The sequence below is a fragment of the Arthrobacter sp. MW3 TE3886 genome (genome assembly GCF_041262145.1).
In the GTDB taxonomy this organism is placed as follows: Bacteria; Actinomycetota; Actinomycetes; order Actinomycetales; family Micrococcaceae; genus Arthrobacter.
On record NZ_JBGCAN010000001.1, the window covers coordinates 1,257,374 to 1,283,555 of the forward strand.

Genomic DNA, 26,182 nt, shown 5'->3' on the forward strand with positions numbered 1-26,182 from the left:
GAACACCCAATGATGCGGGAGATGCGTGGGCGGGCGCCCCGGCGTCACCAGCCTCAACCTCCGCGAACGTCCTGTCCCAGAACCTCAACGCAGGCGCTGGCAATAATTGCGGGCGGATCAGGCGCAGAAGGAAGGGCGCCGCCCAGGTCTACCTTCGACCCGGACGGCGCCTGCCTTACTTCAGGGAGTGTCAGTTAGCGCTGACGCGCTCCTGTGCAATCGCTGCGTTTTTGTCGTCCAGCTCCTGGGCGGCGGTGATGCGCCGGTCCAGCTTTTCGAGCGTTTCGGGTGCGAGCAGGGTTGCGACGACGGTGATGACGCCGATGATGCTGAAGTACAGGATCACCCAGCCCGGCTTGCCGTTGCCGGCGGTGAGGAGCGCGACGGCGACAAGGGGTGCGATGCCGCCGGCCAGGACCGAGCCGAACTGGTAGCCCATGGACGCGCCGCTGTAGCGCAGCTTGGTGGAGAACAGTTCCGCAAAGAAGGCGGCCTGGGGACCGTACATCGAGTTGTGGAAGACGGCGAGCCCGATGATGATGGCGAGCGTTGCCAGCAGTGCGCTGCCGGTGTCCGTCATGACGAAGTAGAGCGGGAAGAACAGGAGTCCGCCAATGGAACCGAACAGGTACAGCGGCTTGCGCCCGATCTTGTCCGAGAGGATTGCCCACAGCGGGACGGCGAAGACGCCGATGCCGGAGGCAATGAGAACGGACATGGTGCCCTGGTTGGCGCGCTCGGCTCCAAAGGTCTTCATTATGTAGACCACCGAGAACGTGGTGTATAGGTAGAACGCGGAGTTTTCTGCCAGGCGCATGCCGACAACGAGCCAGATGCCCTTGGTTTCCTTCTTCATGGCCTCGCCCAGCGGCTTCTTCGCGGTCTGGTTTGCCGCCAGGAGTTCCTTGAAGTCGTTGGAGTCTTCAAGCTTGTTGCGGATGATCATGCCGGTCACGATGAGGATCACGCTGAGCAGGAACGGGAGGCGCCAGGCCCAGGCGTCGAACTCTGCTGCCGGGACGGCAGCCTTGACGGCAAGGACGCTGGAGTTGGCCAGCAGCATGCCGGCCGGCACGCCCATCTGGGTGAAGCTACCGAAGAATCCGCTGCGTCCGGCAGGTGCGTGTTCGATGGAGATGACGGCCGCACCGGCCCACTCGGCTCCGGCGCCGAAGCCCTGCAGCAGGCGCAGGACCGTCAGCAGGATGGGAGCCCAGACTCCGATCTGCGCGTAGGTGGGAAGCATTCCCATGGCCAGGGTGGCGAAGCCCATGATGAGCAGGGAGAGCACCAGCATGGGCTTGCGGCCGATCTTGTCCCCGAAGTGGCCGGCGAACATGCCACCGAACGGACGGGCAACGAAACCCACCGCGTAGGTGACAAACGCCATCAGCAGACCGGTGGCCGGATCCTGCTCGGGGAAATACAGGCGGCTGAAGACACCCGTGGCGGCGAGCAGGCCGAAGATGTAGTAGTCGTACCACTCGATGGTGGTGCCGATGAAGCTGGCAGCCGGAACGCGCCAGGGCGCCTTCGTCTTGGCTTTGGTGTTGGAGATCGTCATTGGTCTTTTCTTTCGGATGGAAACGAAGGGAGCGTCAGCGCTACCAGTCGAGGGCTATGTATTTGGTTTCGGTGAAGTCCAGCAGGCCCTGGTGGGCACCTTCGCGGCCGAGGCCGCTCTGCTTGACGCCGCCGAACGGTGCTGCGGGGTCGGAAACGAGTCCCCGGTTGAGGGCCACCATGCCGCTTTCGACGCGTTCGGAAACCCTGAGTCCGCGGCGAAGGTCCTCGGTGAACACGTAGGCCGCGAGACCGTACTCGGAATCGTTGGCGGCGGCGATGACTTCCTCTTCGGTGTCGAAGGGGATGACCGAGGCCACCGGCCCGAAAATTTCCTCGCTGACCATGCGGGCCTGCAGGGGCACGTTGGTCACGACGGTGGGCGGGTAGTAATACCCGGCGCCGTCGATGGCCTTGCCGCCGGCCAGGAGCCTGGCGCCCTGGCTGACCGCGTCCCGGACCAGCGAGTCGACTTTGCGGACGCTGGCCTCATCCACCAGCGGACCGACGTCGGTGTTGGGGTCGGTGCCCGGGCCCACGCGCATGGCGCCCATGCGTTCGGCCAGCCGGCGGGCGAACTCGTCGTGGATGCCGCGCTGGACGTAGATCCGGTTGGCGGCGGTGCAGGCCTGGCCGCCGTTGCGCATCTTGGCAATCATGGCGCCCTCGAGGGCCAAATCGAGGTCCGCGTCGTCGAAGACCAGGAACGGAGCGTTGCCGCCCAGTTCCATCGAGCACTTGAGCACGTTGTCGGCCGCCTGCCGCAGCAGGTGGCGTCCGACGCTGGTGGAACCGGTGAAGGACAGCTTGCGAACCCGGGGGTCGGCAAGGATCGGGGTCATGACCTCGCTGGTCTTGCTCGTGGTGATGATGTTGACCACGCCGGCCGGGACGCCGGCGTCGATCATCAGCTGGGCGATCGCCAGGGTGGTCAGCGGCGTGAGCGTGGCGGGCTTCAGCACGGCGGTGCAGCCGGCGGCAAGGGCCGGCGCCAGCTTCCGGGTGGCCATGGCCGCCGGGAAGTTCCAGGGGGTAATCAGGACGCAGACGCCGATGGGCATGTGCTGGACCAGGATCCGGTTGGAGCCCGACGGCGAGACGGACACATCGCCGATGATCCGGACCGCTTCTTCGGCATACCAGCGGAAGAATTCCGCGGCGTACGCCACTTCACCGCGGGCGTCGGCCAGGGCCTTGCCGTTTTCCAGGGAGATGAGGTGGGCGATTTGCTCGCTGCGCTCGGTCATCAGCTCGAAGCAGCGGCTCAGGATTTCGGCACGGCGGCGCGGCGGGGTCGCGGCCCACTCCGGGAGGGCTGCTGCCGCGGCGTCGACGGCGGCGAGGCCGTCCTCGACGTCGGCGTCGGCGATGCCGGTGATGGCGGAAGCGTCGGAGGGGTTGATCACCTCGACGGTGTCACCGCTGCTGGCGTCCTGCCAGTTCCCGGCGATCAGCAGCTGGCGGGGCACCGCCAGCCCGTCGACGTCGAGCGGTTCAGAGGTTGAAAGGAGAGTCATCGGTGGTCCTTATTGCTGATTAGCGGATCGTGCGGTCGCCGGCGTAGGCGGCGTGAACGATGGAGGTTACGGCGTCGAGATCAAGCGGCACAGGGTTGTTGTCGATGAGCCGCTTGGAGTTCAACGACAGCTTGGCGATCTGGTCGAGATCGTTTTCCTGCACGCCAAGGGCCTGCAGCGTCGGCGGCAGCTCGATGGCCGCGATGACCTCGTCGATTGCCTCCACGCCCGCGACGGCGGCGGCGCGCTCGTCGAGCCTGCGGATATCGCGCCCCAGAGCCTCTGCGATCTGCGCCAGCTGCGGCTGGATCGCCTGGAAGTTGTGGCGGACGACGTAGGGGAGCAGGAGGCCGACACCCACCCCGTGCGGGGTGTGGGTAAGTGCGCCTACCGGGTACTGGATGGCGTGCGCCGCGGCGGTTCCGGCGTTGCTGAGGACCACACCGCCGTAGAGTGCCGCGAGCATCATCCCGCCACGGGCCTCGGTGTTTTCCGGGTCCTTGTACGCGGTGACCAGGCTGCGGCCCACCAGCCCGATGCCGTTCAAGGCAATTGAGTCCGTCAGGATGTTCTTGCCGACGAAGACCCGTTCCGAGGCCAGGGTGGAGGTCGGCTCCCGGGTGATGGCTGTGAAGGACTCCACCAGGTGTACGAAGGTATCAGCACCGGTGGCGGCCGTCAGGGACGGCGGGCAGGAGTAGGTGAGCTCGGGATCGCACACCGCGGCGAACGGGATGATGTGGGGGCTGGAGATGCCCATCTTCATGCCCAGATCAGGATCGGAGACGACGGCGATTGCGGTCGCTTCGGACCCTGTGCCCGCCGTGGTGGGCAGTGCGATGACCGGCTTGGTGGGGCCGGGAACGGCGAATTCGCCGTAGTAGTCGCTCGGCTTGCCGCCGTGGGTGAGCAGCACGGAGACGACCTTCGCCATGTCCATGCAGCTGCCGCCGCCAAAACCGATGATGACGTCGATCTCCTGGCCGTTGAGCTCCTCGACGCAGGCGATGATGCCGGGAACCGGAAGCTCGGCCTGGGTGTCCCCGTAGACCCGTACGGTCAGGTTCCGGTACTCAAGGCTCCGGACCAGGGCCTGAAGTTCGTCTGAGACGGCCAGCCGCGGATCGGTGCAGACTAGGACGTTGGTCCCGAATTCGGCTGCGATGTTGGCGACGGCGAAGCGCTGCTGGGCGCCGACGACGACGCTCCGCGGCAGGCGGAGGACGCCGAAAGTTGCGGGACGGATACCCGCTGCATGCGCACACGACATTGTGAATAACTCCTAGAGATGGGATGGGCGGCTCCCCAAAGGTGCCGCAGATCTCAGCATTCCAGAGCTACGTGACCCTCACCATGTGCTTTCGCGCCATATATGGCTCCTGCGCATGTGGGCCGGTGCCATGCCCTTCGAGCTGGTGGCAAGCAGGCGCGTTCGATCAGGAACCGGCGGAGCTGACGCCGGCTGTCTTCATCCGCCACAAGCGCAGCGCCACTTGGACGTCAAGGGAACGGCTTCCCCGGCGCCAGGAGGCACCGATCAGGGCATCGATCCTGTCCAGCCGTTGCCGCAGGGTGTTGGGGTGGATGTGGAGGGAGTCGGCGGTTTCCTGGGCGGCGCCGCCGTTTTCGTGGAACGTCCACGCCGTGAGGACCAGTTGCGTTCCCCGCCGCTCGTCGTAGCCCAGAAGTGGCCCCAGCTGTGCAGTGAGAAGCTGTCCGGCGAACGGGCTGTCCATGGCTCCGAGTAGCATTCCGGCGGTGCCCAGGGCGGCCCGGTCCGCTGCCTCGCCGTTGCGGAAGAGGGCCTGCAGTGCCCGGAGGACGGCGTGGGCTTCGGTGTGCGCGGCGGCCAGCCGGGCAAATCCGGTGACCTGTTCGGACGTCCCGACGGTGGCGGTGATGCGGCGTCGTTGCAGTTCGTCGATGATGGACTGGCCGGTCCGGCCGGCGCCGCCTGCTTCGTTCGGGCGGTTGTCGTGCCGTTCTACGGGTTCGATGATGCACAAGTGTGATTCGTGCAGGGCGATGATTCCCGGAACGCCCTCGGACCGGTGCCTGAGTATGGAGAGTGCCCGCTGGCGCTGGTCGTCGGGGACCCCCACCACGCGCACCACGAGCTGGAGGTGGTTTGCCAGGCCGAACTGCCCGGCCCTGCGGGCAAGTGCCGCGGCGTTTTCGGCGCGGGGGCTGAGCAGGTCATCGATGAGTTCGAGCTGCAGCCGGTATTGGGCGTCCTGGAAGGTGCGTTCCAGCAGCAGGGACACACTGAGCACCAGGGCGCTGCGTTCCAGGACCGCGAGCCGGGCCGGGCTGAGTTCCTCGGCGACGATGAGGGAGGCGAGGTGCTGGTCGCCCGCGACGGCCGACATGACGGTGTACTTCTTGTCCTTTATTGCAAAGCGCACGGCCGCTCTTTTGGCCGCAGATTCTTCGGCGGCGCTCAGGGCCGGGAGGCTCCCGAAGTCTGCGTCCGCTGCGAGCTCCGCCAGCGGCTCGCCCATGGGCGAGACTAAGAAGACTTCAGTGCCCAGGGACTCGGCCAGCAGGTTGAGCAGGTAAGGAAGGCTGCCGGTTGAGGCCAGGGTTTCCATGAGCCGCCGGTCCAGGCTGGAGAGCTCCTCCAGGGCCCGTACGTGGGCCAGATTCTGCTGCTGTGCCTGGTCCAGCCGGGTAAGGGCATTGGCCATTTCACTGAAGTAGCGGGCGTTTTCCAGCGCGACGGCCGCGTGCGTACCAATGGATTCCATCAAGGCGACGTCGTCACTGCTGAACTGGTGCGCATGCCTGTCGGCGACCAGGAGCGCGCCGATGACTTTCCCTTCTGCACGAAGGGGGACACCCATGATGGCCCGGACGCCCTCGGCTGCCACCGCGGTGTCGCTGGACTCCAGATGCGATTTGGTCTCGTCCATCAAGTAGTCGGCGCTCTGGGCTGGCGCCTCGCCGGTCGCGACAGCGCCGAGCACGCCTTCGCCGAGGGGCATGCGGATGTTGCGGAAGAGAGCGGTGGTTGCGCCGTCGGTCACCCGGACGTAGGACTCGCCGGTGTCGTAGTCATTCAGGCTCAGGTAGGCGATGTCGCTGCCGATCAGTGACCGGGTGCGCCGGACGATGGCCTTGAGCACTGCCTCGACGTCACGTATGCCGGTCAGGTCCGTGGCCGTGTCGTACAGGACGCGCAGCAGGCCCTCCCGGCGGCTCGCCTCCCACAACCGGGCGTTCAGTCGCCGTGCCGCCGCCGCAGTGGACTGGTCAATGGCCCCGGCTGTCAGCCAGGCGGACAGCGTGGTTTCCAGATCAGCCGCGGAAACGCCATGGTCCAGCATGGCCATGAGTTGGCCGGCGTCCTTGATATCGCCGGTACCGCCAGACGGAACTCCACCGCTGCGAACGGCAGAGCTGTCATCGGCACCCATGAACCTAATGCTAGTGGGTGGGGGCGGTCCCAGGCCGGGGACGCCGTGCGCGGTGGAACGAAGCCCCGGATCACAGCCGTCCAGGGCTCCGTTGCCTTCGGCGGCGGCGGTTCACGGCGTCAGAATATGCCACGCCGATGAGGGGAAGAACGGCCCCCACAGCGGCAACGAAGGCCGGGAGGAGAAAGCTCAAGGTTGCCATTACCGCCAAGGCTCCGATGCCGGCGAGATCAGATGGTTGGCGGTGGCCCAGTACCCGTCGAATAAAAAAACCCCGGCCAGCAAGGAAAAGAGCCGGCCCCCCAAAAATAAGCAGGACCGTGGCCAGGTCGGGGCGGGCGGTCGGATCGCTGATCACGAGCTGATCACCAACCGCCACGAGGATCAGGCCCGCCAGTAACACGACCAAGGTGTTGCCCGCCAAAATACCGGGCCGGAACTGATCGTCGACCGAAGCAAGCTTGTCCAGAATGTCCTGCTCGAGGCCGTGGAAGTAGCACCACCAGATCGCGACGCTGCCGGCCAAACTTACGGTCCCGGTCAGAAATATCAAGGGGTCTTCCAGATTGCCCGCTATCGCCACGCCGGTTGAAAGGATTGTCTCGCCGAGCGCGATCAGGTAGAACAACCCGAACCGCTCAAAGATCCTCTCGCCCGGGAGCGGGACCCGGCTTCCTTCGGTTTTCCGGCCCGGCAACCGGTGCGCCAGCATGTGGCCGCCCAGATCGATCGCGGCGGCGACACCCCAGAACATCAAACGCGGCCCCGGACCGAAGAAGACGCCGGCAATCCAAAACGGCGCGCTCATACACCCCCAGATCAGCGTGCGCACGAAATGGTCGTGGGTGGTCCGGTCTAGTCCGACGGTGAGAATCCACGCACCTCGGCCCAGTTGGACCAGGAGATAGCTTGCAGCAAAGAGCCAGCCAAAGGCGCCAAACGCTGAGTCGATTGAGGCGTTCATGAACAGTGTGACAAGCATGACGACCAGCAGCATCCACTGCACCTCAAGCCGCGAGGTGTCCAGCAATGTCGCCGTCCAGGTGGTGTAGACCCACACCTTATAGACCGCAAGAAGAAGCACAAATGTCTCTCCGGCCCCCACCCATGAGGGATGCTCCAGCAAATAATGGGACAGCTGGGATAGCGCGAAGACAAAGACCAGATCGAAGAATAGCTCAAGGCGCGTAACCCGGTCTCCGGAGGTCGCGGAACGCATCAGCGACCTGGCACGGAACATCAGTGTCCTCCACGGGGCTTCAGGAGCGGACGGACGCCCCTCCTGTTGTCGAAAAGACTGACGACGGTCAGTAGAGAAGTCAAGGGGGTCTCGCCGGAGAGGACTCATCGACTGAACGATCACGACAACGGAAGCCCCTATATTCGTGGGCATCGTCTTCGGGCCGCTGGCTCGGGCACCCGCTAGAACCACCGTTTCGTAACGGCTCCAACTTTCGGGGAGCAGTTTTCCGCACCGGCCCCTTTTACCGGGAGGCCTGTCCGTCCTCCCAGTCCGTTACGGGGGCGGCAGGCCAGGCTTCCTCAGGCGCGGCTGTCTAAGACCGCCTGCAATTTCTCGAACGACTCGGTCCAGCCGTTGCGGTGCAGGTCCAGCCGTTCCTCTGTCAGGAACGGTCCCTGCGAGAGCACTAGGCGCGTGCCTTGGCCGGTACTCCCGAGGGAGAGATCGACGACGGTCTCCCGGTCGTCCGGCGTCGGTTCCTCCCAGCGGAAGGTGTACACCAGGCGCCACGGAGGATCGATCTCCAGGAATTCGCCGGAGAGGTGGAACGGTTCGCCGTCCGGCGGCGTCATGCGGATTCGGTAACCGCCGCCCACCACGAGGTTGGCCTCCGCCTCGGGGACGGTGAAGCCGTGCGGACCCCACCACTTCACCAGCTCGGCCGATTCCGCCAGCATCCTGAAGACTTCTTCCGGGACAGCGGCGAGCGTGTACTCCAGGTTCAGGACGAGCCCGCCCGTTTCCTCGGTTGCCTCGTTCCCGATTGCCTCATTCATCCTTCAACTCTGGCATCCTGCGGACGCCCACGGAAGCGATGCCAAGACCCCTATTTCCGCAAGACCAAATCGGTCCATAATGGCCACATAAACTTCGGGGGCCCTTCGCACTGGTGATGGGTGGCGCGGCGTTGGAGAGTCCCAGGTGGCTGCCCCGGCTCGGCGCAAGGGGCGGTCACGGGCTCTGGACAAGGATTCCGGGGACCGAAACCGGGGGGAGCATTGCCATCGCTGCGGTCATCTACCCACTGAAGGGGAATCATCATGTTCAAGGATTCAAGCATCATCGCTGTCCTCCCCGCGAAGGACATCAACAGGGCGAAGGAGTTCTACCGGGACAAGCTGGGAATCGAACCCTCCGAGTCCATGGAGGAAGGCAGCGTCATGTATAGCTGCGGCCAAGGAACCCGCTTCCTCATCTATCAGACAGAGAATGCCGGGACCGCCAAGAACACCCAGATGGGCTGGGAAACGAACAACCTCGAACGCGAGATGGAGGAACTGCGAAGCCGCGGCGTCGTCTTTGAAGATTACGACTTTCCCGGCCTGAAGACAGAGAACGGCATTGCCACAGCATCCTGGGGGAAGGCCGCCTGGTTCCTGGACAGCGAGGACAACATCATCAACATCTCCCAGCGCACATAGGCCGGAATCCGGCACCAATCAACGACGCAAAGCATCGCTGCCGCCGGCAACGAAGCCGGAGAAAACCGGCTCCCGCCACCAAGGCGGGAGCCGGTTTCAGGGTGGTTACCAGCGCGGACAGGGCAAAAACGCGGTCAGAACGGCAGGGTAGGCGGTAGCGGCTGCCCGCAGGCTAGCTCGTGTTTCGTTCCCCGGGCCGCCGGTGCCGGTGGTGCAGCTCGTAGCTGTCGAACACATCGGAAGAGGTGGCTCCGGAATGGCCGAATTTGCCTCGGAGGACCTCCGCGAGACCGTCCAGCGCCGCGTGGAGCATCCGTCCGGCGAACTGCAGTTCAGTGCTCTCGCTGCGCTGGGCCTGGGTTGCCAGCTCCTGGGCGTAGGCCACCGTGGCGGGTAAGGAGCCGCGCTGCTCAATTTCACGGAAGTAGTAGGTTTCGTGGAACGCGAGCAGGTCTATGCTCACCGTAGCCACGTTTCCGGCCATTGCCTCCAACAGCCCGGCAGCGTGACTGGGATCCATGGCCGATACACCTGCCGGACCTGCAGCCTCCCTGAACAGGGTCAGCTGGTGGGCAAGGGCCCGGCGGCGGTTCAGGGCCGGGAAAGTCTGCAGGATCCAAGTGACCGTTGCTGTCAGCAAGCCGAAACCGGTGACGGCCTCGAGGGCCACAACCAGCCGGAGCAGTGATTGCGTTGCCACGATATCGCCAAACCCCACCGTGGAAAGAGTGACCAGGGAGATGTAGAGGGCTTCGGCAAAGTCGGCCCGCAGCGGAACCCCGGCTCCGTAAACAAAACCGTCCGTCAGATGCGGCAGGTATAGCAGAGCCCAGCCGATGGCCGCCAAGGCCGCCCAGGCGCCAATGACGGCGGCCATCGCCAAGGGTGCCGCGATGAAGGAGCCCCGGCCCCGCAGTTTTCTCGATACAAGCCAGAATCCGTGCATGATCGCCCGGCCCAGAGGACCGGAACCGTGCGGATAAAGGAGTGTACGAAAGACGTCAACGAGCATCAGCAGAACCAGCCCGGCTCCCAAAACCGTCCAGAGCGTGTCCTCGAAGTCCATGCCTCATCTTAGAGGGGGCACCATTTGAGGAGCAGCCGAACGGTCCGGGCAACTGGCCCGCAGGTTAGGCCCCGGCGGGTGGGTGCCCCAGTTGCTCAAAGACCTCCCCGAGGCAGAATGCGAGCACTTTGGGTGCCTAGCGTGCGACCATCAAAGTGCCGCAGCCCGTGGGTGTGCCGGCTGTATGGTTCGCGCGCGCAGAGTGGGCCGGAACGACGTCAAGGGGGAGCGTTGTGATGAGAGGATCTCGGCCGAATGAAAGTTCGCTGCCGCGCTGGGCCAGAACCGCCGTCGTCGCCTATTTGTCGGTGGTGGTTGCCGTTGTTGTCGCCGCGCTGCTTACCGCAGGCTTCGAACTGGCCCTGGATGCCAAGTTCCAGGAAGGCCTGCTGCTCGTCATGGTGGTTCTTACACTGCCCGTTTCGGTTGGCTATTTCATCATCGGCACTTTCGGCTCCGGGGGTGAATTGAGCCTGATTACTGTCCTCTACTATTTGGGATACGTCCTCCTTGCGGTGGTCAACGCGGGTGTCTTCCGATGGATTGTCCTCGGCACCCGGAAGCGCGCACGGGTGCCGGCCGCCGGCATGCCCGGCGCCTCGCCTCATTACCCGGGCGTGAAACTGCGCGGGGTAACTCCGGACGCCAGAAAGCTTTGGTGGACCGTGCCGCTGGCAGTTCTTCTGAGTCTTCCGCAGTGGATGGTGGCGAGTTTGGCCTGGTGCGGGATCAGCGGCTGCAGCGGCGGAGGTTTCGGCGTTGCCACCGGTACCGAATGGGTCGCGATGATCCTGAGCGTCGTCAACGGGGTCATTATGGCAGTGGCCGTGTTCGCAGTGCGCTGGCTGTATCCCACCAGGAAGCGTGCCCTCATTGCATTGGCGGCTGGGACGCTGTTCGGCTTGGTGGGCGCTGCTGTCACCCACGGGTAGTGGCCGGAGTCAGCACGGCGCGGCAGTGTCATTTCGATGCGGGATGGTCCACCCGCTGGCGCGGGGGTTAGGAGGCGGCAAGGTGCCGCGTTGACTCTCGCATGGGTGGTGGCTGGCCTGGTGCCTGGCTGGCAGCCCTTCTGGGAGACCGGGACCCATCGTGAGGATGGTCCGGGCGGTGCCACGTCGGTTCCGCACTGTGGCGGGTGCGGACGCCAGTAAGCTGCAGGGCATTGATCGGAGCGGGATCCTGAGTAGCATTGCAGGCACTTCCGAGCTGAGGAGCGTCATGGACAGGATCGATGAGACGACCCCGCCGGCCACCGGCGTACAGGGCAGGGCGTACAAACTTGCGGCCGGCGAGGGGACCGCCCTGTGGTTCACGAATGCACTGGTTATGGTCAAGGCCGGCGGTCCGGAGACGAAGCAGCGGCTGACGATTGTGGAGATTCTGCATCCGGCTGGCTACGCGCCACCGATGCACCGGCATCTGGTTGAGGATGAATCCTTCTACGTTATTTCGGGCACGGCTCTGTTCGAGAGCGACGGGCAGCGCTTTACCGTGCAAAAGGGCGATTTCGTCTTTCTTCCCCAAGGTTCCACCCACACATTTCTTGCCGGGCCGGAAGAGTCCTTCCGCAGTCTCGTGATCACCGTGCCGGCCGGCTTTGAAACTTTCGCTGCCGAGGCAGGAGCACCGGCAGCGCGCAGGGAACTGCCGGAACCTGAACCCATCGACGGCCAGGCACTTGCTGCGATCGCTGCACGCCACAACATCGAGATCCTCGGGCCGCCACTGTCTACCTGACAATGACGAGATTGTCCCGGCCTTGAATTCGACAAAGACATTCCGACAAAAGGGCCATGTCGCCGTGCGGTGCGAATAGGGCCGTTCGTGCGTTATCCCGCCAGCTCGCCCTGGACCTCCGCTGCGTGCTGCGGGGTCCGGGTGGCGGCGAGCCGCTTCGCCAGGTATTTGGCGTCCCGGCACACGCCGGGGAGGGTTTCCGATGCTGCTGCGAAGATGAGATCTTTCCCCAGCAGATACAGGCCCGGCAGGGCATCCACGATCCCGCGGTGCTGCTGCTCCCGCCAGTTCGCGGGCAGCGCCGGGATGTCCAGCCAGGGGTAGGTCTCGGTGAATCCCGTGCACCAGATGACGTTGGCCACCGGAAGGCTCTGACCGTCGTCGAGCGTCACACCGCCATCCTGGACTCCGGTGACCCGCGGTACCAGTCGGACGCCGGCAGCGCGCAGGTCCGCGAGCTTGGTACGGATCAACGGCGTCGCCATGGCAGCAATCTTGGGCAGCATCTTGCGCCCGACCGGCGTGTTGGTGTTCAGCACGTGCATCCCGGCGAAGCGGACCACCGGAAGGAAGAAGCGGGCCGCGGTCCGGCCGTGCCGGAACGGGATCTCGGCACTCGGCTTGCCGGCCAGCCAGGTGTCATGCGTGCGGCTGGTCTCCAGGGCGATCTCCGCCCCGGAATTGCCCACCCCCACCACCAGGACGGGACCGGCCTTGAGCTGGGCCGGGTTCTTGTAGTTGTAGGAGTGGAACTGCACGACGTCGGAGGGCAGTTCTGACGCAAAGCCCGGCGTCCTGGGCAGCTGGCAGGCACCGGTGGCGAGGACGACGTTCGCCGCCGTCCAGCGCCGCGTCCCGGCGGTGACATGGAACCGCTGCCCGTCGTGGCTCAGCCGGGTGACGGCCGTGTTGGGCCGGACCGGCAGGCGGAACCGGGAAGCATAGTCCTCCAGATAGTCCGCCTGCTCGTCCTTGGTGGGGAAGGCGAGGCGGTCGCCCGGGAAGGGCAGGCCGGGCAGGCCGTTGTACTTGGCGGGGGTGAACAGCCGCAGCGAGTCCCAGCGGCTCCGCCACGCGTCGCCAACCCGTGTGCCGGCGTCGAGAATGACAAAGTTCCGGTGCTGCTGCGCCAGGTAATAGCCCAGCGCCAGGCCGGACTGTCCGGCGCCGATGATGACCGTGTCGACGGCGCCAATGCCGGCTTTGCCAGGGCCGACGGTGCCGCCGGTGTCAGTTGCTGGGGTGGTGTTCATGGTGGTGCCTCCTTGGTGTTGCATGTGCAGTGGCTGTTATGAACGTTGTGCCTGCTGTGGCGCCGGGTGGCCGGCGGGTCCGGACCGGAAGCGCAGGTACCAGATGAGCAGCAGCGCGGAGGCGACGACGTAGAAGAAATGCAGCAACCAGATCGGCCCCAGCGGGAGGCTGAAGACGTAAACGGAGTGCACTGCGTTGGCGACGTTGCTCAGCGCGAGGTAGCCGAGGCTGTAGGAGTCAAGATCCCTCGTGTGGAGGGCCTTGAGCAGCATGGGCAGGTAGCTCACCGCGAAGAGGCAGGTGGAAACCATTCCTGCGAGTACTGAAACGTTCATGCCATTAACGCTATTTTTCGTCGGGTCGCGGCGAATCGGGCGAATCACCCATTTCCCATGGGCCGGGGAGAAATCGGGAATGGGTAATTTTATGCAGGGCGGGAGGTCGGGGCGAGTCCGTGCTGGTAGGCGTAGGCCGTGACCGCGGCTCGGGAGGTCAGGCCCAACTTGGTGAAGATATTGCTCAGGTGCCGGGCCACCGTTTTTTCGCTGATGAACAGCTCGGCGGCGATGGTCCGGTTGCTCAGTCCGGCGGAGACGAGCTGGACCACCTCGGTTTCGCGTGCGGTGAGCGGCCCGGCGTCGACGCCGTGATGAGCGTCGTTCCCGTTGGTTTGCGCCGGGGCTGTCCGGGCGCCCGGCGCCATGGGCGCCGATTGTTCAAGCTCCGATAGCGCCGGCGCGGCGCCTAGTTCAGAAAATAGTGCCCGGGCCGCCTCATGTTCCTGCCGGGCGGATTCCTCATCGCCGAGCGCGGCGCACAGCCTGGCCAGGAGGGCGCGGCAGCGGGCCGCTTCGAACGGTGCGTCGAGGCTGAGCCAGCGGGACCACGCGCGGCGAAGCGGGACCACGGCAGCCTGGAGGTCGCCTTCGTGGAACAGGACAGCGGCCTCGGACTGCTCGGCGAGGGCGTGCAGCAGGGGCATGTCGATCGAGGCGCAGAGCGAAGCCAGCTCCTCCATTGCAGCCCGTGCTGCCCGTGCGTCGCCTGCGGCCAGTTCGATTTCCACCCGGGCGGCGAGCATCTGGCGCCGGTGGGTGGGGTCGGCGCCGTCCATGGCCTGCCGGAGCAGGGACTGGGCCTGGTCCGGGTTGCCCTGGGCCAGACGCAGGAGCGCTAGCCCGGGCTGCGGCGGGAAACCGGTCTCCTGGGCGTGCCGGTAGGAGGCCTCGGCGGCGTCGAAGTCGCCCCGGAGCCGGTGGATTTCGCCCTGCTCGTAGAAGCCGCCGTAGGTGGCCAGCAGGTCGCCGCGGAAGGCGAGGTCCTGCGCCATCTTGGCCGCGTCGATCGCCTCGGCCCAGGCGCCGTGCAGCCGGTACAGCTGGGCCCGGTGCATCTGGCACTGGCCGCTGTAGGCCACCAGGCTCTGTTGCGCGTCGCACCACCGGTCCAGCGCCCGGGTCCATTCGTGGGCGCGCTGCAGGTCGAAGGCCAGATGGCAGGTTCCGATCACAGCGCAGTAGATGATCCCGGCCGGGACCGGCGAGATTTCCCCCACGGTGACGGCGACCATGGCTTCGTCGAGTAGGGCCAGGCCGTCCTCGAGCCGGCCCAGCATGATCTTTGCCTGCCCGAGTCCCAGCAAACCGAGGGCGGCCGCGTCAGCGTCGCCGCGTTCCCGTCCGAGGTCAGCGGCCCGGGTGAAGGCCTCCGCGGCGGCGGCGCCGTCGCCTCGGTAGAGGGCGCCCAGCCCGGCAGGGACGGACAGCATGCCCTCGAAGGGGCAGGGATCGGGCAGGTCCTCGACGATCCGGTGTGCACGGGCGAGCCAGCCGGCGCTGCGGGCCGCCTCGCCCAGCAGCATGAGGTTCAACCCGGACCAGGCGGCGCAGCGGACGGCGGCGGAGTAGTCGCCGTCGGCCAGGTACCTCAGGTGCGCCCGGGCCAGGATGTCCACTCCCTCGGAGCCCCGGCCGGTGAGGATAACGGAGGTAGCCAGCTGTTCCAGATCGCTGGCCGGAAGTTCGGCGTCGTGGTCGGCAGCGGTGTACTGCCCGACGGCGTCCGGCCAGCGCCGTGCGGCGTAAGCTTCCCGGCCGTGTGCGAGTGTAGACATCGCGCCTCCCCGTTCCCGGTGGCGGGTCTGAGCCGGTGGGCGCTGCCCGGCCCTGCCCTCCCGGAACCGGTGGTGTGCGGCGCGGCCCGTCATCTGCTTTTCAGGCTACCGCCGCCGGTTAAGGGGCGGCAAGGTGCGGGGCGAAGCGCCCCAGACCTCGTCGAGGGGATCGGTCAGGGTGACTGCTTCGTCTATGCGCCCGCCGGCGTTCATCTCTCAGAAGCGGAGCCGGCTGCGCCGTCCGTCAGGCCCATGAACATCGTCCGGTGCAGGATGTCCACGTGCTTGCGTGAGACTTCCACGGCTTCCTGGACATTTCCGGCACGCAGGGCTGCCACCAGTGCGACGTGGTCGCAGTTCGATTTGTGCAGCAACTCGATCGGGTAGGGGATGAAGTAGGCATATAGCTCTGCCAGCGTCTCGTGGTACGCCTCGACGGCGGTGTCCAGCCCTGACGCCGTGCCCACCAGCTGATGGAATTGCTCGTCCGCCTGGTGGTAGCCGGACCAGTCCGCGGACTCGGCCATGTCGCGGGTCAGCCGGTCGAGCTCATCAAGCTGTTCGGCCGTGGCGTTAAGCGCCGCATAGTGCGTCACGGCGCATTCGAACAGCAGCCTCCGGTCCACCAGCCGATTTACCGCCTGCGACTCCGCCGGTGATGCCGTGAGTTCGGCCAGCACGTTCCGCGGAGGCTCGTCGGCCACGAACGTCCCGCCGGCCCGGCCGCGGCGGCGGACCACCACGCCCTGGTCGGCCAGGCTCGCCAGCGCCCGGCGGGCGGTAATCGGACTCACCGACAGGCCCAGCGCCACGTCCTCCTGGTCAGGCAGGCGCTCGCCGGGTTTCAGCAGCCCCAAGGAAATGGCCATGCCGATCCGCAGCCGGACGGCGTCGATGGCGCTGCGGCGGTCGATGCCGGCCAGCCGGCCCGCGCCGATGGGTGAAGTCTCGGCGGGGTCCTCCAACTGACGGGTCATATCCGCTACTTTACGGTCCATCTGCCCCCTTCCCATAAATAGATCATTCTGATCTAATATAGTCCAGATCACATCCCCAACGTGGAGACAACCATGGAACGCATCCTTCCTCTCATCGCGGCCCAGGCCCGGCCCCGGCGCATCGGCGAACCCGTGACGGCCTTCGCGGACGAGGTCACAACCGCCCTCGCCGCGCAGCCCCACAGCAAACTTGTGGTCTTTCCGGAGCTGCACCTGTTCGGGGATTCCGAGCCGGACCAACAGCGCACGGAAGTGCTTCAGGACTCCGCCGAACCGCTGGACGGTCCACGGGTCAACGAGCTCCGGCAACTTGCCGCGGACCTGGGCATCTGGCTGGTCCCGGGCAGCGTGTGCGAGCGCGGCCCGGAGGGGCAGCTGTTCAATACCCAGCTGGTCCTTTCCCCGGACGGGGAGTTGGCCGGTTACTACCGAAAGGTTTTCCCGTGGCGGCCGTTCGAACCCTACGACCCCGGCGACCGGTTCACCACCGTGGACTTCTCCGGCATCGGCAGGGTGGGCCTGAACATCTGCTATGACGCGTGGTTCCCGGAGGTCTCCCGCCAGCTCGCCTGGATGGGGGCCGAGGTGATCCTCAACGTCGTCAAGACCACCACCCCTGACCGCCGGCAGGAACTGGTGCTCGCCAAGGCCAACGCCATCGTCAACCAGGTCTTCGTGGTCAGCGTCAACTGCGCGGGTCCCACCGGCAAGGGCCAGAGCATCATCGTCGACCCCGAGGGCAACACCCTCGCTGAGGCCGACGACGACGCCCCGGTGCTGCTCACGGCGGAACTGGACCTTGCCGCCGTCGAGCAAGTCCGAACCCGCGGGACCGAAAATCTCAACCGCCCCTGGTCCCAGTTCCGCGACGGCGAGGACGCCGTCGAACTGCCCGTCTACCAGGGCCGGATCAGCCCGGCCACCTGGGCTCCCCAGTCCTTCAACGCCTAAGGAAACACCGTGACAACAACCACCCTGACCCGCACGCTGAAGCTGCCCTCCCTGGTCCTGTTCGGATTGGCGTACCTGACCCCGCTGATTGTCCTGGGGATTTTCGGCATCATCGCCGAAACCACCGGCGGGGCGTCGCCCGCCGCCTACCTGGTGGCCATGGTCGCCATGCTGTTCACGGCACACAGCTACGGCCGGATGTCCGTCGCCTACCCGGTGGCCGGATCCGCCTACACCTACGTCCGCCGGTCCATCGATCCCCGAGTGGGGTTCCTGGTGGGCTGGGCCATCCTGCTGGACTACCTCTTCCTGCCCATGGTCATCTGGCTCATCGGCGGCTCGTACTTGAGCGCGCAGTTCCCGGGAATCCCGATCGGGGTCTGGATTGTGGGCTTCATCCTCATCACCACGGTGCTGAACATCCTGGGCATCAAGGTGGCGGACAAGGCCAACTACGTGCTGATGGCCTTCCAGCTGCTGGTCATCGTATTCTTCGTGGCACTGTCCATCGGTAGCGTGGTGTCCACCCAGGGCGCCGGTGGCCTCGTCAGCACCCAGCCGTTCTTCAATGACACCTCCAGCTTCGCCACCATCTCGGCCGGTGCCGCCATTGCGGCGTACTCGTTCCTCGGGTTCGACGCCGTCACCACCCTCACCGAGGAGACCATTAACCCGCGGAAGAACATGCCACGCGCCATCATGCTCATCGCGCTGATCGGCGGCGGCATCTTCGTGGTCGTGTCCTACGTGACGCAACTGGTGCACCCCGGCGGAGTGTTCGAGGACTCGGCCTCGGCGGCCAGCGCCATCGCGCTGCAGATCGGCGGCCAGCTGTTCGGTGCGGTCTTCCTTGCCGGTCTGGTGGCGGCACAGTTCGCGTCTGGCCTGGCAGCCCAGGCCAGCGCCTCCCGCTTGATGTATGCCATGGGCAGGGACTCCGTTCTCCCCAAGGCGGTGTTCGGCCGGCTTAGCGCAAAGTTCCACACCCCCATCGTCAACCTCGTCATCACCGGCATCGTCGGACTGATCGCAATCTTCCTGGACGTAGCCACGTCGACGTCGTTCATCAACTTCGGTGCCTTCACCGCCTTTACGCTGGTCAACGTCTCTGTGGTCTTCCACTACGTGCGCCGGCGCCGGGCCGGGGAGCAGCTGAACGCCGTGTCCTACGTGGTGGTTCCGATGATCGGAGCCATCATCTGTGCCTACCTGCTCTCCCAGCTGGACAGCAACGCCATTACGCTGGGAGTGTCCTGGCTGGTGCTGGGGATCGTGGTCTTGGCCCTGATCACGCGCGGCTTCAAGGCTGCACCGCCGGAAATGACGGCCACGGAAAAGGCGACGGTTGAATCGGCCGCCTGATCCGGGTTGCCGTGAGCCTGGCCGGCCGCCTGACCAGATGCCGCCTGAGCTGGGCCGACCGACCGAAGGGGAAGGATCAACCGTGAGGATCGCGCTCGGGCAGCTGGAGTCCGGCACCGACATCGAGGCGAACTTGGCTGCAATCGACCGCTTCGCCGCCGCGGCCGCGCGTGATGGCGCCGCGCTGGTCGCCTTCCCGGAATACGCCACCTACGAGAAGAAGAAGGTGGACGCGACGTTTCCAGAGGTTTCCGAGCTGCTGGATGGTCCCATCTGCCAGGAGCTCGCCAGCACCGCCCGCCGCCACCGCATCGCGCTGGTGGCGGGCGTGGTGGAAACCGCGGAGGAGCCGGGCAAGGCGTACAACACCCTCGTGGCTTTCGGTCCCGACGGCGCCCGGCTCGCCTGCTACCGGAAGATCCACCTCTTCGACGCTCAGGGCTTCGGGGAATCGACGTTCATCAAGCCGGGTCCGTCGACGGATCCGGTGGTGTTCGAGTCCGGGGGAGTGCACTTCGGCCTGATGACCTGTTACGACCTGCGGTTCCCGGAGCTGGCCAGGTCGCTGGCCGACGCCGGCGCCCAGGTCCTGCTGGTCTGCTCGTCCTGGGTGCCGGGCACCCACAAGACCGAGCAGTGGCTGGCGCTGAACGCGGCGCGCGCCATCGAGAACAGCGTGTACGTGGCTGGGGTGTGCCAGGCGCCGCCGGTCTCTGTTGGCCGCAGCATTCTGGTCAATCCCATGGGCGTCATCGAAACCGACCTTGGCCTCCAGCCCGGTGTCCGGGCGGTGGAAATCTCGCTTGAGACGGTGGCTCGGGTGCGGGAGGCGTTCCCGATGTTCCGGCAGCGCCGGTTGTAGCAACCATGAAGGGCTGGCTCCGTCGTGCAACGCCAGCCCCTCAACGTCGAGGAAGAGTCAGCGGGACGCGGGCGAGGCCGGCCGCGTCCCGCTTGAGGAACAACCAAGATTAGGCTTTACGAAAACTGCTCATCGAACGCCGGGGCGCCAATATGGACTGTGCGCTCTTGAAGGAGCGGGACTACTGACCCTAGGAGCCCCTCAATGAAGTGTGGCCTTTCCCGGTGAGTGGCAAGGGCGTCCCGGTCTCTCCATCCCTCGATTAGGATCAGGTGACCCTCGTCGCTGGGCGTTTCGAGTATGTGGAAGTACTCGAGGCCGGGCTCAGTGAGAGTGGCTTGAGCAATGGGCAAGAGCCGTCCAAGCACCGCTTCCCTAGTCGTCGCCGGGAAGTGGTAGTGGGCCACAGTGGTGACGGTCATGGCTGGACCCGCATGATGTCCCCGCCTGCGGCGCCGTGGCGAGTTGAGAATCGCTCCACGGCATCCATGCGTAGTTCCGTGCCCAGGCCCGGAGCCTCAGGTGCGGACAGCCGGCCGTTCACGATGCTGCTGTACGGCGAGTGGGTCAAGAGCTTGTGGGAGGGCTCGAAAGGAAGCTCGTCCGGGAAGGCTTCGACCCATGGCATGTCGGGCCAGGCAAAGGTGAAGTGCTGGTGAACCGACGGGTATGCATGTCCTGATACCGCGACGCCGTGTTGGCGGGCGAAGCCGATGACATCTGCTGTGGGACCTATGCCTCCCAATGTGGTGGCGTCGACTCGGAGCACGTCCACCATTTCTTCCTGGATCAGGCGACATAGTGCCCGCGGATCGGTGATGTCATCGCCGGCCGCGAGTGGCGTCTGCACGAGACCTCGTAGCTTGCCAATGTCGTGCAATTGATGGCGAGGGAATGGGTCCTCGACCCACGCTAGATCGACTGTGGCGAAGGTGTTGATGGCTTCGGCCGCTTCCCGCACTGACGTCCATGCGCCGTTGACGTCCACGACGAGCTGGACCTCGGGGCCGGCCAGTTGACGGATGAGTTCTAGGCGGCGCCGAAGTGCCCGATAGTCGTCGTAGCCTGCAGCCTCGAGTTTAAGTACGGGATATCCCTCTGCGGCCCGCTTTGCCAGCCGCCCCGCGAATTCTTCGTCAGACTCGTTGGGCAGTTCGTACCCCTCGACCAGCAGAACCCCTGCGTCGTGCCGGTTTCCGCCGAGCAGCCGCCAGATGGGGCTCTCCATCGCCCGTCCGCGGATATCCCACAGGGCAATGTCAACCAGGGACCGCGCGTTCGCCAAGATGCCGTGGCGGTCTCCGGATGCCGTCCTACGCAGGATTTCCGTCTGGACGGCGCCAACATCCTCAGCCTCCATGCCGATGATGAGTGGCGCAATCATGTCGCGCACGGCGACGTCGATCGGGGCGCCTCGGCTGATCGCCAGTCCGTGGCCCTCTAGTCCATCGCCGGTCTGGATGCGGACCACCGCGTAGTCGCGATGGGTGATGGTGCCCCATTTGAAGCGGACTGGAACGTCAAGTGGCACTCGGCAGTTCCATGTGTCAACCCTTTTGATGGCCGTCATGAGCATCCTTCCCTTGAGATTCTTTAGCAAAAATTATCATCTATTGAATTACGTGTCCATCCTGCGATACTGTTCCGGCATGCCAGTGGGAGCTGCCCGGTGCTGGCCCTACTTTGTCTCCAGAAAGAGGATTACCTTGAAACTCGACAGCAATGTGCGCCGCCTCGGCGATATGACGGGACGGACGGTGTTGGTTACGGGTGCCAGCAGTGGCATCGGCGCTGCCACTGTCCACCGGTTCATTGAGGCTGGTGCACGGGTGCACGCCGTTGCTCGCCGGTTGGAAGCACTCGAGGCGCTGGACCCCGTCGCCGTGGCGGTCGGCCGCTTGGTACCGCACGCGCTTGATGTCACCGACGGGGTGGCCGTGCAGGCTCTCCTTGATGAACTGGCCGACTCCGACCCGATCGACACTCTCGTTCTTGCCGCAGGCCAGAATGTGAACCCGCGTCGCTTCGGAGACCTGACATTCGAGTCCTTCGACCACCTGCTCAAAGTCAACCTCAGCGGTGTCTTCTACTTCCTGCGCGGCGCCCTTCCGCAGCTTCGCGACGCCTTGGGCGACGTCGTCATCATCTCAAGTGTCGCCGCTTTGTGGCCCGACCACTCCGGCGCTGCCTATCAGGCGTCGAAAGCAGGCGTGATTGGCCTGGCTCGAGGTGCCGGCTGGGATGAACACGGGGCCGGCGTGCGCATCACCACGATCCTCCCTGGGGTGGTGAACACGCCGATTCTGGACAAGCGTCCGGTGCCGCCGCCCCAGGAACTCCGCGAGCTGTTCATCCAGCCCGAGGACGTTGCAGAAGCGTCCTTGGCCGCGGTTACCATCCCGGGCCGCACCACCGTCTCGGAGATCACGCTGACCGCGACCCGCCTGCAGTCGATCGGCAACACCCAACAGGCCACCCCCGTGATTCCCGAACAGCTCAAAGTCGGCTGACAGAATCCGCAATAGTCGTCTCAAAGGAGAGATAGCATGACTCAGATTGAAACCACGGGCCAGCTGCTGGCGCCCACCAAAAAAAGTGCAATACGCAGTGTCATCGCTGGCACATTCGGCACGGCGCTGGAGTACTACGATTTCGTGCTCTACGGACTGGCGGCTGCACTGGTATTCAACACTCTGTTCTTCCCCAATGCCGATCCGGCCGTCGCAATGCTGGCCAGTTTCGCTACCTACGCTGTAGGTTTCGTGGCGCGGCCAGTGGGCGGCCTCATCCTCGCAGGTGTCGGTGACCGCGTCGGCCGCAAGCAGGTACTGATTATCACCGTTGTGCTGATGGGTCTCTCCACTGCTGCAATCGGCCTTCTTCCCACCTATGCCCAGGTAGGCGTTTGGGCCCCGGTCCTTCTGATTCTGTTGCGCATTGTTCAGGGCTTCGGTGCCGGTGCGGAACTGGCGAGTGCCTCGACGCTGATGGTGGAGTCGGCGCCGGCTCACCGCCGCGGCATTCTGGGCTCTTTCCTGTGCATCGGGACGAACTCCGGCACCTTGCTCGCCTCGGGGGTCTGGGTACTCGTGGCGCAGCTGCCCAAGCAAGACCTGCTCAGCTGGGGGTGGCGCATCCCGTTCCTGGTCAGTGTTTTGATTGCGGCCTGGGGTTTGTGGACCCGGCGTCATGTCGAAGAGAGCGAGACGTTCACCGCCGTCGCCGAACGCCAGCGGAACGCCACGGTCCGGGAGATTTTCGGCGGCGTCTTCACCTCGGGTAAAAAGGCATTCCTTGCCGGGCTGGGCCTGCGGATCGGCGAGGCGGGAACCTCTTCCATTTACCAGGTTTTCCTCGTCGGTTACATCGCGACCCTGCCACAGATGGGCGCTTCCACCGGAACCTTCGCCTTGATGATCGCCTCGGCAGTGGCCTACGTGACCATTCCCCTGATCGGTCACCTGTCGGATAAAGTCGGTCGCCGCACAGTCTTTAGGATCCTCTCCGGTACTCAACTGGCCTTCGCCGTCCCGGGATTGCTGCTTGTTACATCCGGCAACACGGTACTGATCGTCCTGGCCTTCATCGTGGCCGTCAGCATTGCAGTCCTGGGCATGTATGCAGTTGAGTCATCCTGGAATGCCGAGCTGTTCGGCTCACGCTACCGGCTGGCTGGCGTCACCTCGGTGAAGGAACTTGGCGGCGTCCTGGGTGGCGGCATTGCTCCCATGATCTGTGCTGGCTTGATGGCTGCATTCCACCACTGGTGGCCGATTGCCGTCTACGTCACGGTTCTCGCCGCCATCAGTTTTGTAACTTCCTTCTTCGCCCCGGAGACCAAGGGCCGAGACCTGACATCCTCGGCTGACTCCATCTAGGGACACGGACGTCGTGCGGCCCGGCCCATAGGGCCGGGCCGCACAGTTGCAAACCATGAATCAACCGATTGTTAAGGCCTCGGGCGTGGCGTATCGTGGAAAAGTCATATTGTCCGCCTGGTGAGAGGAATCTCGTGGCTCAAGACGATGAGCAGACTGGCGGCATGCAGCTCGTCAGCAAGAGCATGGCGATCCTCAACGCGATAGGGCAATCCGGGGCGATCAGCGTCAAGGGACTCGCTGAACGGACGGGTGAGCCAGCCAGTTCTTTTTGTACCGGCTGCTCTCATCGCTCGAAGCCATCGGATGGGTGGAGCCCGCATCGAAGCCACGACAGGTCCGGCTCGGAGTCGCATTCCTCCGACTTGGCGCCCGTCTCGAGGCACAGCTGGACGTCCGCAAGCAGGCCGTTCCGCAACTGGAGCGGCTGCGCCAGCTCAGTGGGGAGACTGCCTTCCTCTGCATTCGGCGCGGATTGGAAGCAGTGTGCATCGAACGGGTCGAAGGTCTCGACGTCCAGATCCACACACTCTCCTTAGGTCAATCCATGCCACTGGGGGAGGGTGTGGGCCCTCGTGCACTCCTGGCCTTCGAGACCAAGGATGTAGTGGACAGCTACTTCGAAAATTTCCCGGCACCGACCAGCGCTATCGCACCATCCGCGAAGGACTTGCGTGTGCTGCTCGAGGAGACTGCGAGGGATGGCGTGGCTGTAGCCACCAGTGAGTGGGCCGACGGCATTGGGGGCGTCGGTGCACCGATCTTCGATCATCGTGGCCGGGTCGTTGCGGCCCTGTCCATTGGCGGCATGTCTTATCGCATGTTTGGGGGCACTTACGATCCGGTGGCCCTCATTCGATCAGCGTCGGAGGTAGTGAGCCGCAGTATGGGTTACGACGGCGATCTACCGGCACCCCGCCCCCTGCCGGACGGCCTTGAACACAGCGAGGTGGCTTAGATGGGCAAGCCGATCAAGATCCTTTCCAACAGTTCACAGCTGTTGAATCTTCTTGCCGAACAGGGCCAACTGGGTATCCCCGAACTTTCTGAGCGACTGGAGATGCCGCGTGCCAGTGTCTACCGCCTCGTCGATGCTTTGACGCACGTGGGCCTGGTTAGTCCGGCGGAGGATGGAAAGTCCTCTCTCGGCCTTGAGATTCTGCACCTTGCCAACGCAGCCCTGCGGGCTTTGCCGGAGATTGAGGTTGCCCGGCCGGAGCTAGCGCAACTCAATGAGGCCACGGGCCAAACCATCTATTTGTGTGCTCTGCGCGGCACCTCGACAGTTTGTCTGGACTGGGTGCCTGGCCGCAGGGTCAGCCTTTTGTTGCTCGGCCCCGGTGGACTTCTACCCCCTCACGCCGGTGCGACCTCACGGGTCTTTTTGGCATTTAACGATGAGCTGCGCCGGGAGGTGACTCAGCGGCCTTTGGAACGGATTACGGAGAAGACTTTGACCGAGCCGTCCGAACTCAATGCGGACGCAGAGAACATTCGATCAGCCGGGTATAGCGTGTCCGATGAAGACGTAACGGTAGGCATTGCAGCACTTGGGGTGCCGGTCCTTGACCGTACGGGCAATGTTGCCTGGGCACTCTCGATTGCAGGCCTCCGGGCTGAGATCCTGGACCAACGAGATGACTTCGCAATTCTGCTGAAGGAAGCCTCGGCGCGGGTGACCCAGCGGCTGTCCTAACGGACAGCCGCTGGTTCTCCTAGGCGCCGAAGTCGAGCAGGACTTTGCACGAGCGGCTGGAATCGGCTGCCATCTCAAAGGCCTCGACAGCTTTATCCGGGGCAAAGACATGCGTGATTATCGCGTCGAGTTCGGGGGCGCGGGCCAGCAGTTCGACGGCGGCGTCAAGCTCGACGTCGAAGCGCTGGGATCCGCGCAGGGTTACTTCTCGGGTAATCAACTGCCCCAAGTCAAAAGGGTGAGGACCAGGCGGGAGGATGCCGAGCTGCACTACCGTGCCGCCGTCGCGAACTGCTTTGATCGCAGCGTTCACCGCCGCCGGCGCCCCCGAGGCCTCGATGACGACGTCGAAGGCGGCCGTCGGCACCTCAGCTGAACCTAACAGCAGGGTGACGTCGGCCCCCACAGACCGGGCGACATCCAGCGGTGCCTGATGTAGGTCTGACACGGTGATGGACTGCGCCCCGGCCCGTCGGGCACCTGCGACGGCCAAACAGCCGATGGGGCCGGCGCCGCTGATCAGGACATCCAGGCCCTGGAAGTCGCCGCCGGCCTGGCTGACGGCATGCAGGGCTACGGCCAACGGCTCTGCCAGTGCGGCACGGCGGGCTGGTACCGAATCATCCACGAAGCGAAGCTGGTCCGCGCGCACCACTATCCGATCGGCGAATGCGCCCTGGGTGTGGGGAAAGTGGGCGGCGCTGCCCAGATACGTTCCTGAACGCAGGCGGTTGAGTCCCCGGCCATCGGTGCATCCCGCAGGTGGGCACGGCGTGGCGGGATGGACCACCACCAGGCGTCCCACCACGTCGCTCTCCAGCCCCGCACCAGCAGATTCCACAACGCCTGCGATCTCATGGCCCAAGGTGAGAAGCTCACGGACGAGGGCAGCGCCGTTGGCACCATGTGCGTGATAGTGCAGGTCGCTGCCGCAGATCCCGCCAAACCCGACCCGCACGGTCACCTCGCCCGCGGCCGGTTGAGGCTCGGGCTGCTCCACGACATGTAGGTTGCGGGCGCCCGCAGTGACGATGGCACGCATATGAACTCCTTCTTTTCGGCAAATACGGCGAATCCGCAGTTTGGAAGACTTTATCGCCAG

The 26,182-nt window shown here is 65.0% G+C and carries 24 protein-coding genes; 10 read left to right on the top strand and 14 right to left on the bottom strand.

What is annotated here, in order from left to right; genetic code table 11:
* Positions 1-190: 190 nt before the first annotated feature.
* From ABH915_RS05750 to ABH915_RS05775, 6 genes are all read right to left on the bottom strand, one after another.
* Positions 191-1,564 (bottom strand): MFS transporter, encoded by a 1,374-nt coding sequence (locus ABH915_RS05750; protein WP_370118771.1) that lies wholly within the window; start codon positions 1,562-1,564, stop codon positions 191-193.
* A 40-nt stretch (positions 1,565-1,604) separates the two neighbouring features.
* Positions 1,605-3,080, bottom strand: a complete 1,476-nt coding sequence (locus ABH915_RS05755) for an NAD-dependent succinate-semialdehyde dehydrogenase (protein WP_370118774.1) — start codon at positions 3,078-3,080, stop codon at positions 1,605-1,607.
* A 19-nt stretch (positions 3,081-3,099) separates the two neighbouring features.
* Positions 3,100-4,350, bottom strand: a complete 1,251-nt coding sequence (locus ABH915_RS05760) for an iron-containing alcohol dehydrogenase (RefSeq protein ID WP_370118777.1) — start codon at positions 4,348-4,350, stop codon at positions 3,100-3,102.
* A gap of 166 nt (positions 4,351-4,516) precedes the next feature.
* Positions 4,517-6,496: a helix-turn-helix domain-containing protein gene (locus tag ABH915_RS05765; RefSeq protein ID WP_370118779.1), complete on the bottom strand. Its 1,980-nt coding sequence runs from the start codon at positions 6,494-6,496 to the stop codon at positions 4,517-4,519.
* A 70-nt stretch (positions 6,497-6,566) separates the two neighbouring features.
* Positions 6,567-7,736: a low temperature requirement protein A gene (locus ABH915_RS05770; protein WP_370118782.1), complete on the bottom strand. Its 1,170-nt coding sequence runs from the start codon at positions 7,734-7,736 to the stop codon at positions 6,567-6,569.
* Positions 7,737-8,038: 302 nt separating this feature from the next.
* Positions 8,039-8,515: an SRPBCC domain-containing protein gene (locus ABH915_RS05775; protein ID WP_370118785.1), complete on the bottom strand. Its 477-nt coding sequence runs from the start codon at positions 8,513-8,515 to the stop codon at positions 8,039-8,041.
* 264 nt (positions 8,516-8,779) lie between these two features.
* Between ABH915_RS05775 and ABH915_RS05780 the strand changes: the two genes are divergently transcribed.
* Positions 8,780-9,160: a VOC family protein gene (locus ABH915_RS05780; RefSeq protein WP_370118788.1), complete on the top strand. Its 381-nt coding sequence runs from the start codon at positions 8,780-8,782 to the stop codon at positions 9,158-9,160.
* Positions 9,161-9,332: 172 nt separating this feature from the next.
* Here ABH915_RS05780 and ABH915_RS05785 read toward each other — a convergent pair whose 3' ends face one another.
* The gene (locus ABH915_RS05785) at positions 9,333-10,226 is read right to left on the bottom strand and encodes a potassium channel family protein (protein WP_370118791.1); all 894 of its coding nucleotides are present in this window, start codon (positions 10,224-10,226) and stop codon (positions 9,333-9,335) included.
* Between the two features lie 308 nt (positions 10,227-10,534).
* Here ABH915_RS05785 and ABH915_RS05790 point away from each other — a divergent pair, with 308 nt between their 5' ends.
* Together ABH915_RS05790 and ABH915_RS05795 are read left to right on the top strand one after the other, a co-directional pair.
* Positions 10,535-11,158, top strand: coding sequence for a hypothetical protein (locus tag ABH915_RS05790; RefSeq protein ID WP_370118794.1), 624 nt, complete (start codon positions 10,535-10,537; stop codon positions 11,156-11,158).
* A 289-nt stretch (positions 11,159-11,447) separates the two neighbouring features.
* Complete coding sequence (locus tag ABH915_RS05795; RefSeq protein WP_370118796.1) at positions 11,448-11,966, top strand: cupin domain-containing protein; 519 nt, start codon at positions 11,448-11,450, stop codon at positions 11,964-11,966.
* Positions 11,967-12,058: 92 nt separating this feature from the next.
* Here ABH915_RS05795 and ABH915_RS05800 read toward each other — a convergent pair whose 3' ends face one another.
* The 4 genes from ABH915_RS05800 to ABH915_RS05815 all read right to left on the bottom strand — a co-directional run bounded on the left by ABH915_RS05800 (position 12,059) and on the right by ABH915_RS05815 (position 16,310).
* Positions 12,059-13,219 (bottom strand): flavin-containing monooxygenase, encoded by a 1,161-nt coding sequence (locus ABH915_RS05800; RefSeq protein WP_370118799.1) that lies wholly within the window; start codon positions 13,217-13,219, stop codon positions 12,059-12,061.
* 36 nt (positions 13,220-13,255) lie between these two features.
* The gene (locus tag ABH915_RS05805; protein WP_018773919.1) at positions 13,256-13,555 is read right to left on the bottom strand and encodes a hypothetical protein; all 300 of its coding nucleotides are present in this window, start codon (positions 13,553-13,555) and stop codon (positions 13,256-13,258) included.
* An 89-nt stretch (positions 13,556-13,644) separates the two neighbouring features.
* On the bottom strand, positions 13,645-15,333 hold the full coding sequence (locus ABH915_RS05810) for a LuxR C-terminal-related transcriptional regulator (RefSeq protein ID WP_370118803.1): 1,689 nt from the start codon (positions 15,331-15,333) through the stop codon (positions 13,645-13,647).
* Between the two features lie 209 nt (positions 15,334-15,542).
* Positions 15,543-16,310, bottom strand: a complete 768-nt coding sequence (locus ABH915_RS05815) for a FadR/GntR family transcriptional regulator (RefSeq protein WP_370118806.1) — start codon at positions 16,308-16,310, stop codon at positions 15,543-15,545.
* 93 nt (positions 16,311-16,403) lie between these two features.
* Here ABH915_RS05815 and ABH915_RS05820 point away from each other — a divergent pair, with 93 nt between their 5' ends.
* The 3 genes from ABH915_RS05820 (at position 16,404) to ABH915_RS05830 (ending at position 19,506) form a co-directional block, all read left to right on the top strand.
* Positions 16,404-17,282, top strand: coding sequence for a carbon-nitrogen hydrolase family protein (locus ABH915_RS05820; RefSeq protein WP_370118809.1), 879 nt, complete (start codon positions 16,404-16,406; stop codon positions 17,280-17,282).
* Between the two features lie 9 nt (positions 17,283-17,291).
* Complete coding sequence (locus ABH915_RS05825; RefSeq protein ID WP_370118812.1) at positions 17,292-18,644, top strand: APC family permease; 1,353 nt, start codon at positions 17,292-17,294, stop codon at positions 18,642-18,644.
* An 82-nt stretch (positions 18,645-18,726) separates the two neighbouring features.
* Positions 18,727-19,506 carry a carbon-nitrogen hydrolase family protein gene (locus ABH915_RS05830; RefSeq protein WP_370118815.1) on the top strand — a complete coding sequence of 260 codons (780 nt, stop codon included), beginning with the start codon at positions 18,727-18,729 and terminating at the stop codon, positions 19,504-19,506.
* Positions 19,507-19,622: 116 nt separating this feature from the next.
* On the opposite strand, the gene ABH915_RS05835 is transcribed toward ABH915_RS05830, so the two are convergent.
* On the bottom strand, positions 19,623-19,928 hold the full coding sequence (locus ABH915_RS05835) for a putative quinol monooxygenase (protein ID WP_370118817.1): 306 nt from the start codon (positions 19,926-19,928) through the stop codon (positions 19,623-19,625).
* The gene (locus ABH915_RS05840; RefSeq protein WP_370118819.1) at positions 19,925-21,037 is read right to left on the bottom strand and encodes a mandelate racemase/muconate lactonizing enzyme family protein; all 1,113 of its coding nucleotides are present in this window, start codon (positions 21,035-21,037) and stop codon (positions 19,925-19,927) included. Before ABH915_RS05840 ends, ABH915_RS05835 begins: the two co-directional genes overlap by 4 nt.
* 175 nt (positions 21,038-21,212) lie before the next feature.
* Between ABH915_RS05840 and ABH915_RS05845 the strand changes: the two genes are divergently transcribed.
* From ABH915_RS05845 to ABH915_RS05860, 4 genes are all read left to right on the top strand, one after another.
* Complete coding sequence (locus ABH915_RS05845) at positions 21,213-22,016, top strand: SDR family oxidoreductase (RefSeq protein WP_370118821.1); 804 nt, start codon at positions 21,213-21,215, stop codon at positions 22,014-22,016.
* Positions 22,017-22,052: 36 nt separating this feature from the next.
* Positions 22,053-23,384, top strand: coding sequence for an MFS transporter (locus ABH915_RS05850; RefSeq protein ID WP_370118824.1), 1,332 nt, complete (start codon positions 22,053-22,055; stop codon positions 23,382-23,384).
* A gap of 271 nt (positions 23,385-23,655) precedes the next feature.
* Entirely contained in the window at positions 23,656-24,342 is a 687-nt protein-coding gene (locus ABH915_RS05855; protein ID WP_370118827.1) for an IclR family transcriptional regulator, read from the top strand.
* A complete protein-coding gene (locus ABH915_RS05860) occupies positions 24,343-25,080 on the top strand; it encodes an IclR family transcriptional regulator (protein WP_370118830.1) in 738 nt (245 codons plus the stop codon).
* 19 nt (positions 25,081-25,099) lie between these two features.
* On the opposite strand, the gene ABH915_RS05865 is transcribed toward ABH915_RS05860, so the two are convergent.
* Entirely contained in the window at positions 25,100-26,122 is a 1,023-nt protein-coding gene (locus ABH915_RS05865) for an L-idonate 5-dehydrogenase (RefSeq protein ID WP_370118833.1), read from the bottom strand.
* Positions 26,123-26,182: the final 60 nt, after the last annotated feature.

Excerpts from the sequence above, each read along its gene's own strand:
- ABH915_RS05750 (WP_370118771.1), bottom strand. The coding sequence starts at position 1,564 with ATGACGATCTCCAACACCAAAGCCAAGACGAAGGCGCCCTGGCGCGTT.
- ABH915_RS05755 (WP_370118774.1), bottom strand. The coding sequence starts at position 3,080 with ATGACTCTCCTTTCAACCTCTGAACCGCTCGACGTCGACGGGCTGGCG.
- ABH915_RS05760 (WP_370118777.1), bottom strand. The coding sequence starts at position 4,350 with ATGTCGTGTGCGCATGCAGCGGGTATCCGTCCCGCAACTTTCGGCGTC.
- ABH915_RS05765 (WP_370118779.1), bottom strand. The coding sequence starts at position 6,496 with ATGGGTGCCGATGACAGCTCTGCCGTTCGCAGCGGTGGAGTTCCGTCT.
- ABH915_RS05770 (WP_370118782.1), bottom strand. The coding sequence starts at position 7,736 with ATGTTCCGTGCCAGGTCGCTGATGCGTTCCGCGACCTCCGGAGACCGG.
- ABH915_RS05775 (WP_370118785.1), bottom strand. The coding sequence starts at position 8,515 with ATGAATGAGGCAATCGGGAACGAGGCAACCGAGGAAACGGGCGGGCTC.
- ABH915_RS05780 (WP_370118788.1), top strand. The coding sequence starts at position 8,780 with ATGTTCAAGGATTCAAGCATCATCGCTGTCCTCCCCGCGAAGGACATC.
- ABH915_RS05785 (WP_370118791.1), bottom strand. The coding sequence starts at position 10,226 with ATGGACTTCGAGGACACGCTCTGGACGGTTTTGGGAGCCGGGCTGGTT.
- ABH915_RS05795 (WP_370118796.1), top strand. The coding sequence starts at position 11,448 with ATGGACAGGATCGATGAGACGACCCCGCCGGCCACCGGCGTACAGGGC.
- ABH915_RS05800 (WP_370118799.1), bottom strand. The coding sequence starts at position 13,219 with ATGAACACCACCCCAGCAACTGACACCGGCGGCACCGTCGGCCCTGGC.
- ABH915_RS05805 (WP_018773919.1), bottom strand. The coding sequence starts at position 13,555 with ATGAACGTTTCAGTACTCGCAGGAATGGTTTCCACCTGCCTCTTCGCG.
- ABH915_RS05810 (WP_370118803.1), bottom strand. The coding sequence starts at position 15,333 with ATGTCTACACTCGCACACGGCCGGGAAGCTTACGCCGCACGGCGCTGG.
- ABH915_RS05815 (WP_370118806.1), bottom strand. The coding sequence starts at position 16,310 with ATGACCCGTCAGTTGGAGGACCCCGCCGAGACTTCACCCATCGGCGCG.
- ABH915_RS05820 (WP_370118809.1), top strand. The coding sequence starts at position 16,404 with ATGGAACGCATCCTTCCTCTCATCGCGGCCCAGGCCCGGCCCCGGCGC.
- ABH915_RS05835 (WP_370118817.1), bottom strand. The coding sequence starts at position 19,928 with ATGACCGTCACCACTGTGGCCCACTACCACTTCCCGGCGACGACTAGG.
- ABH915_RS05850 (WP_370118824.1), top strand. The coding sequence starts at position 22,053 with ATGACTCAGATTGAAACCACGGGCCAGCTGCTGGCGCCCACCAAAAAA.
- ABH915_RS05860 (WP_370118830.1), top strand. The coding sequence starts at position 24,343 with ATGGGCAAGCCGATCAAGATCCTTTCCAACAGTTCACAGCTGTTGAAT.
- ABH915_RS05865 (WP_370118833.1), bottom strand. The coding sequence starts at position 26,122 with ATGCGTGCCATCGTCACTGCGGGCGCCCGCAACCTACATGTCGTGGAG.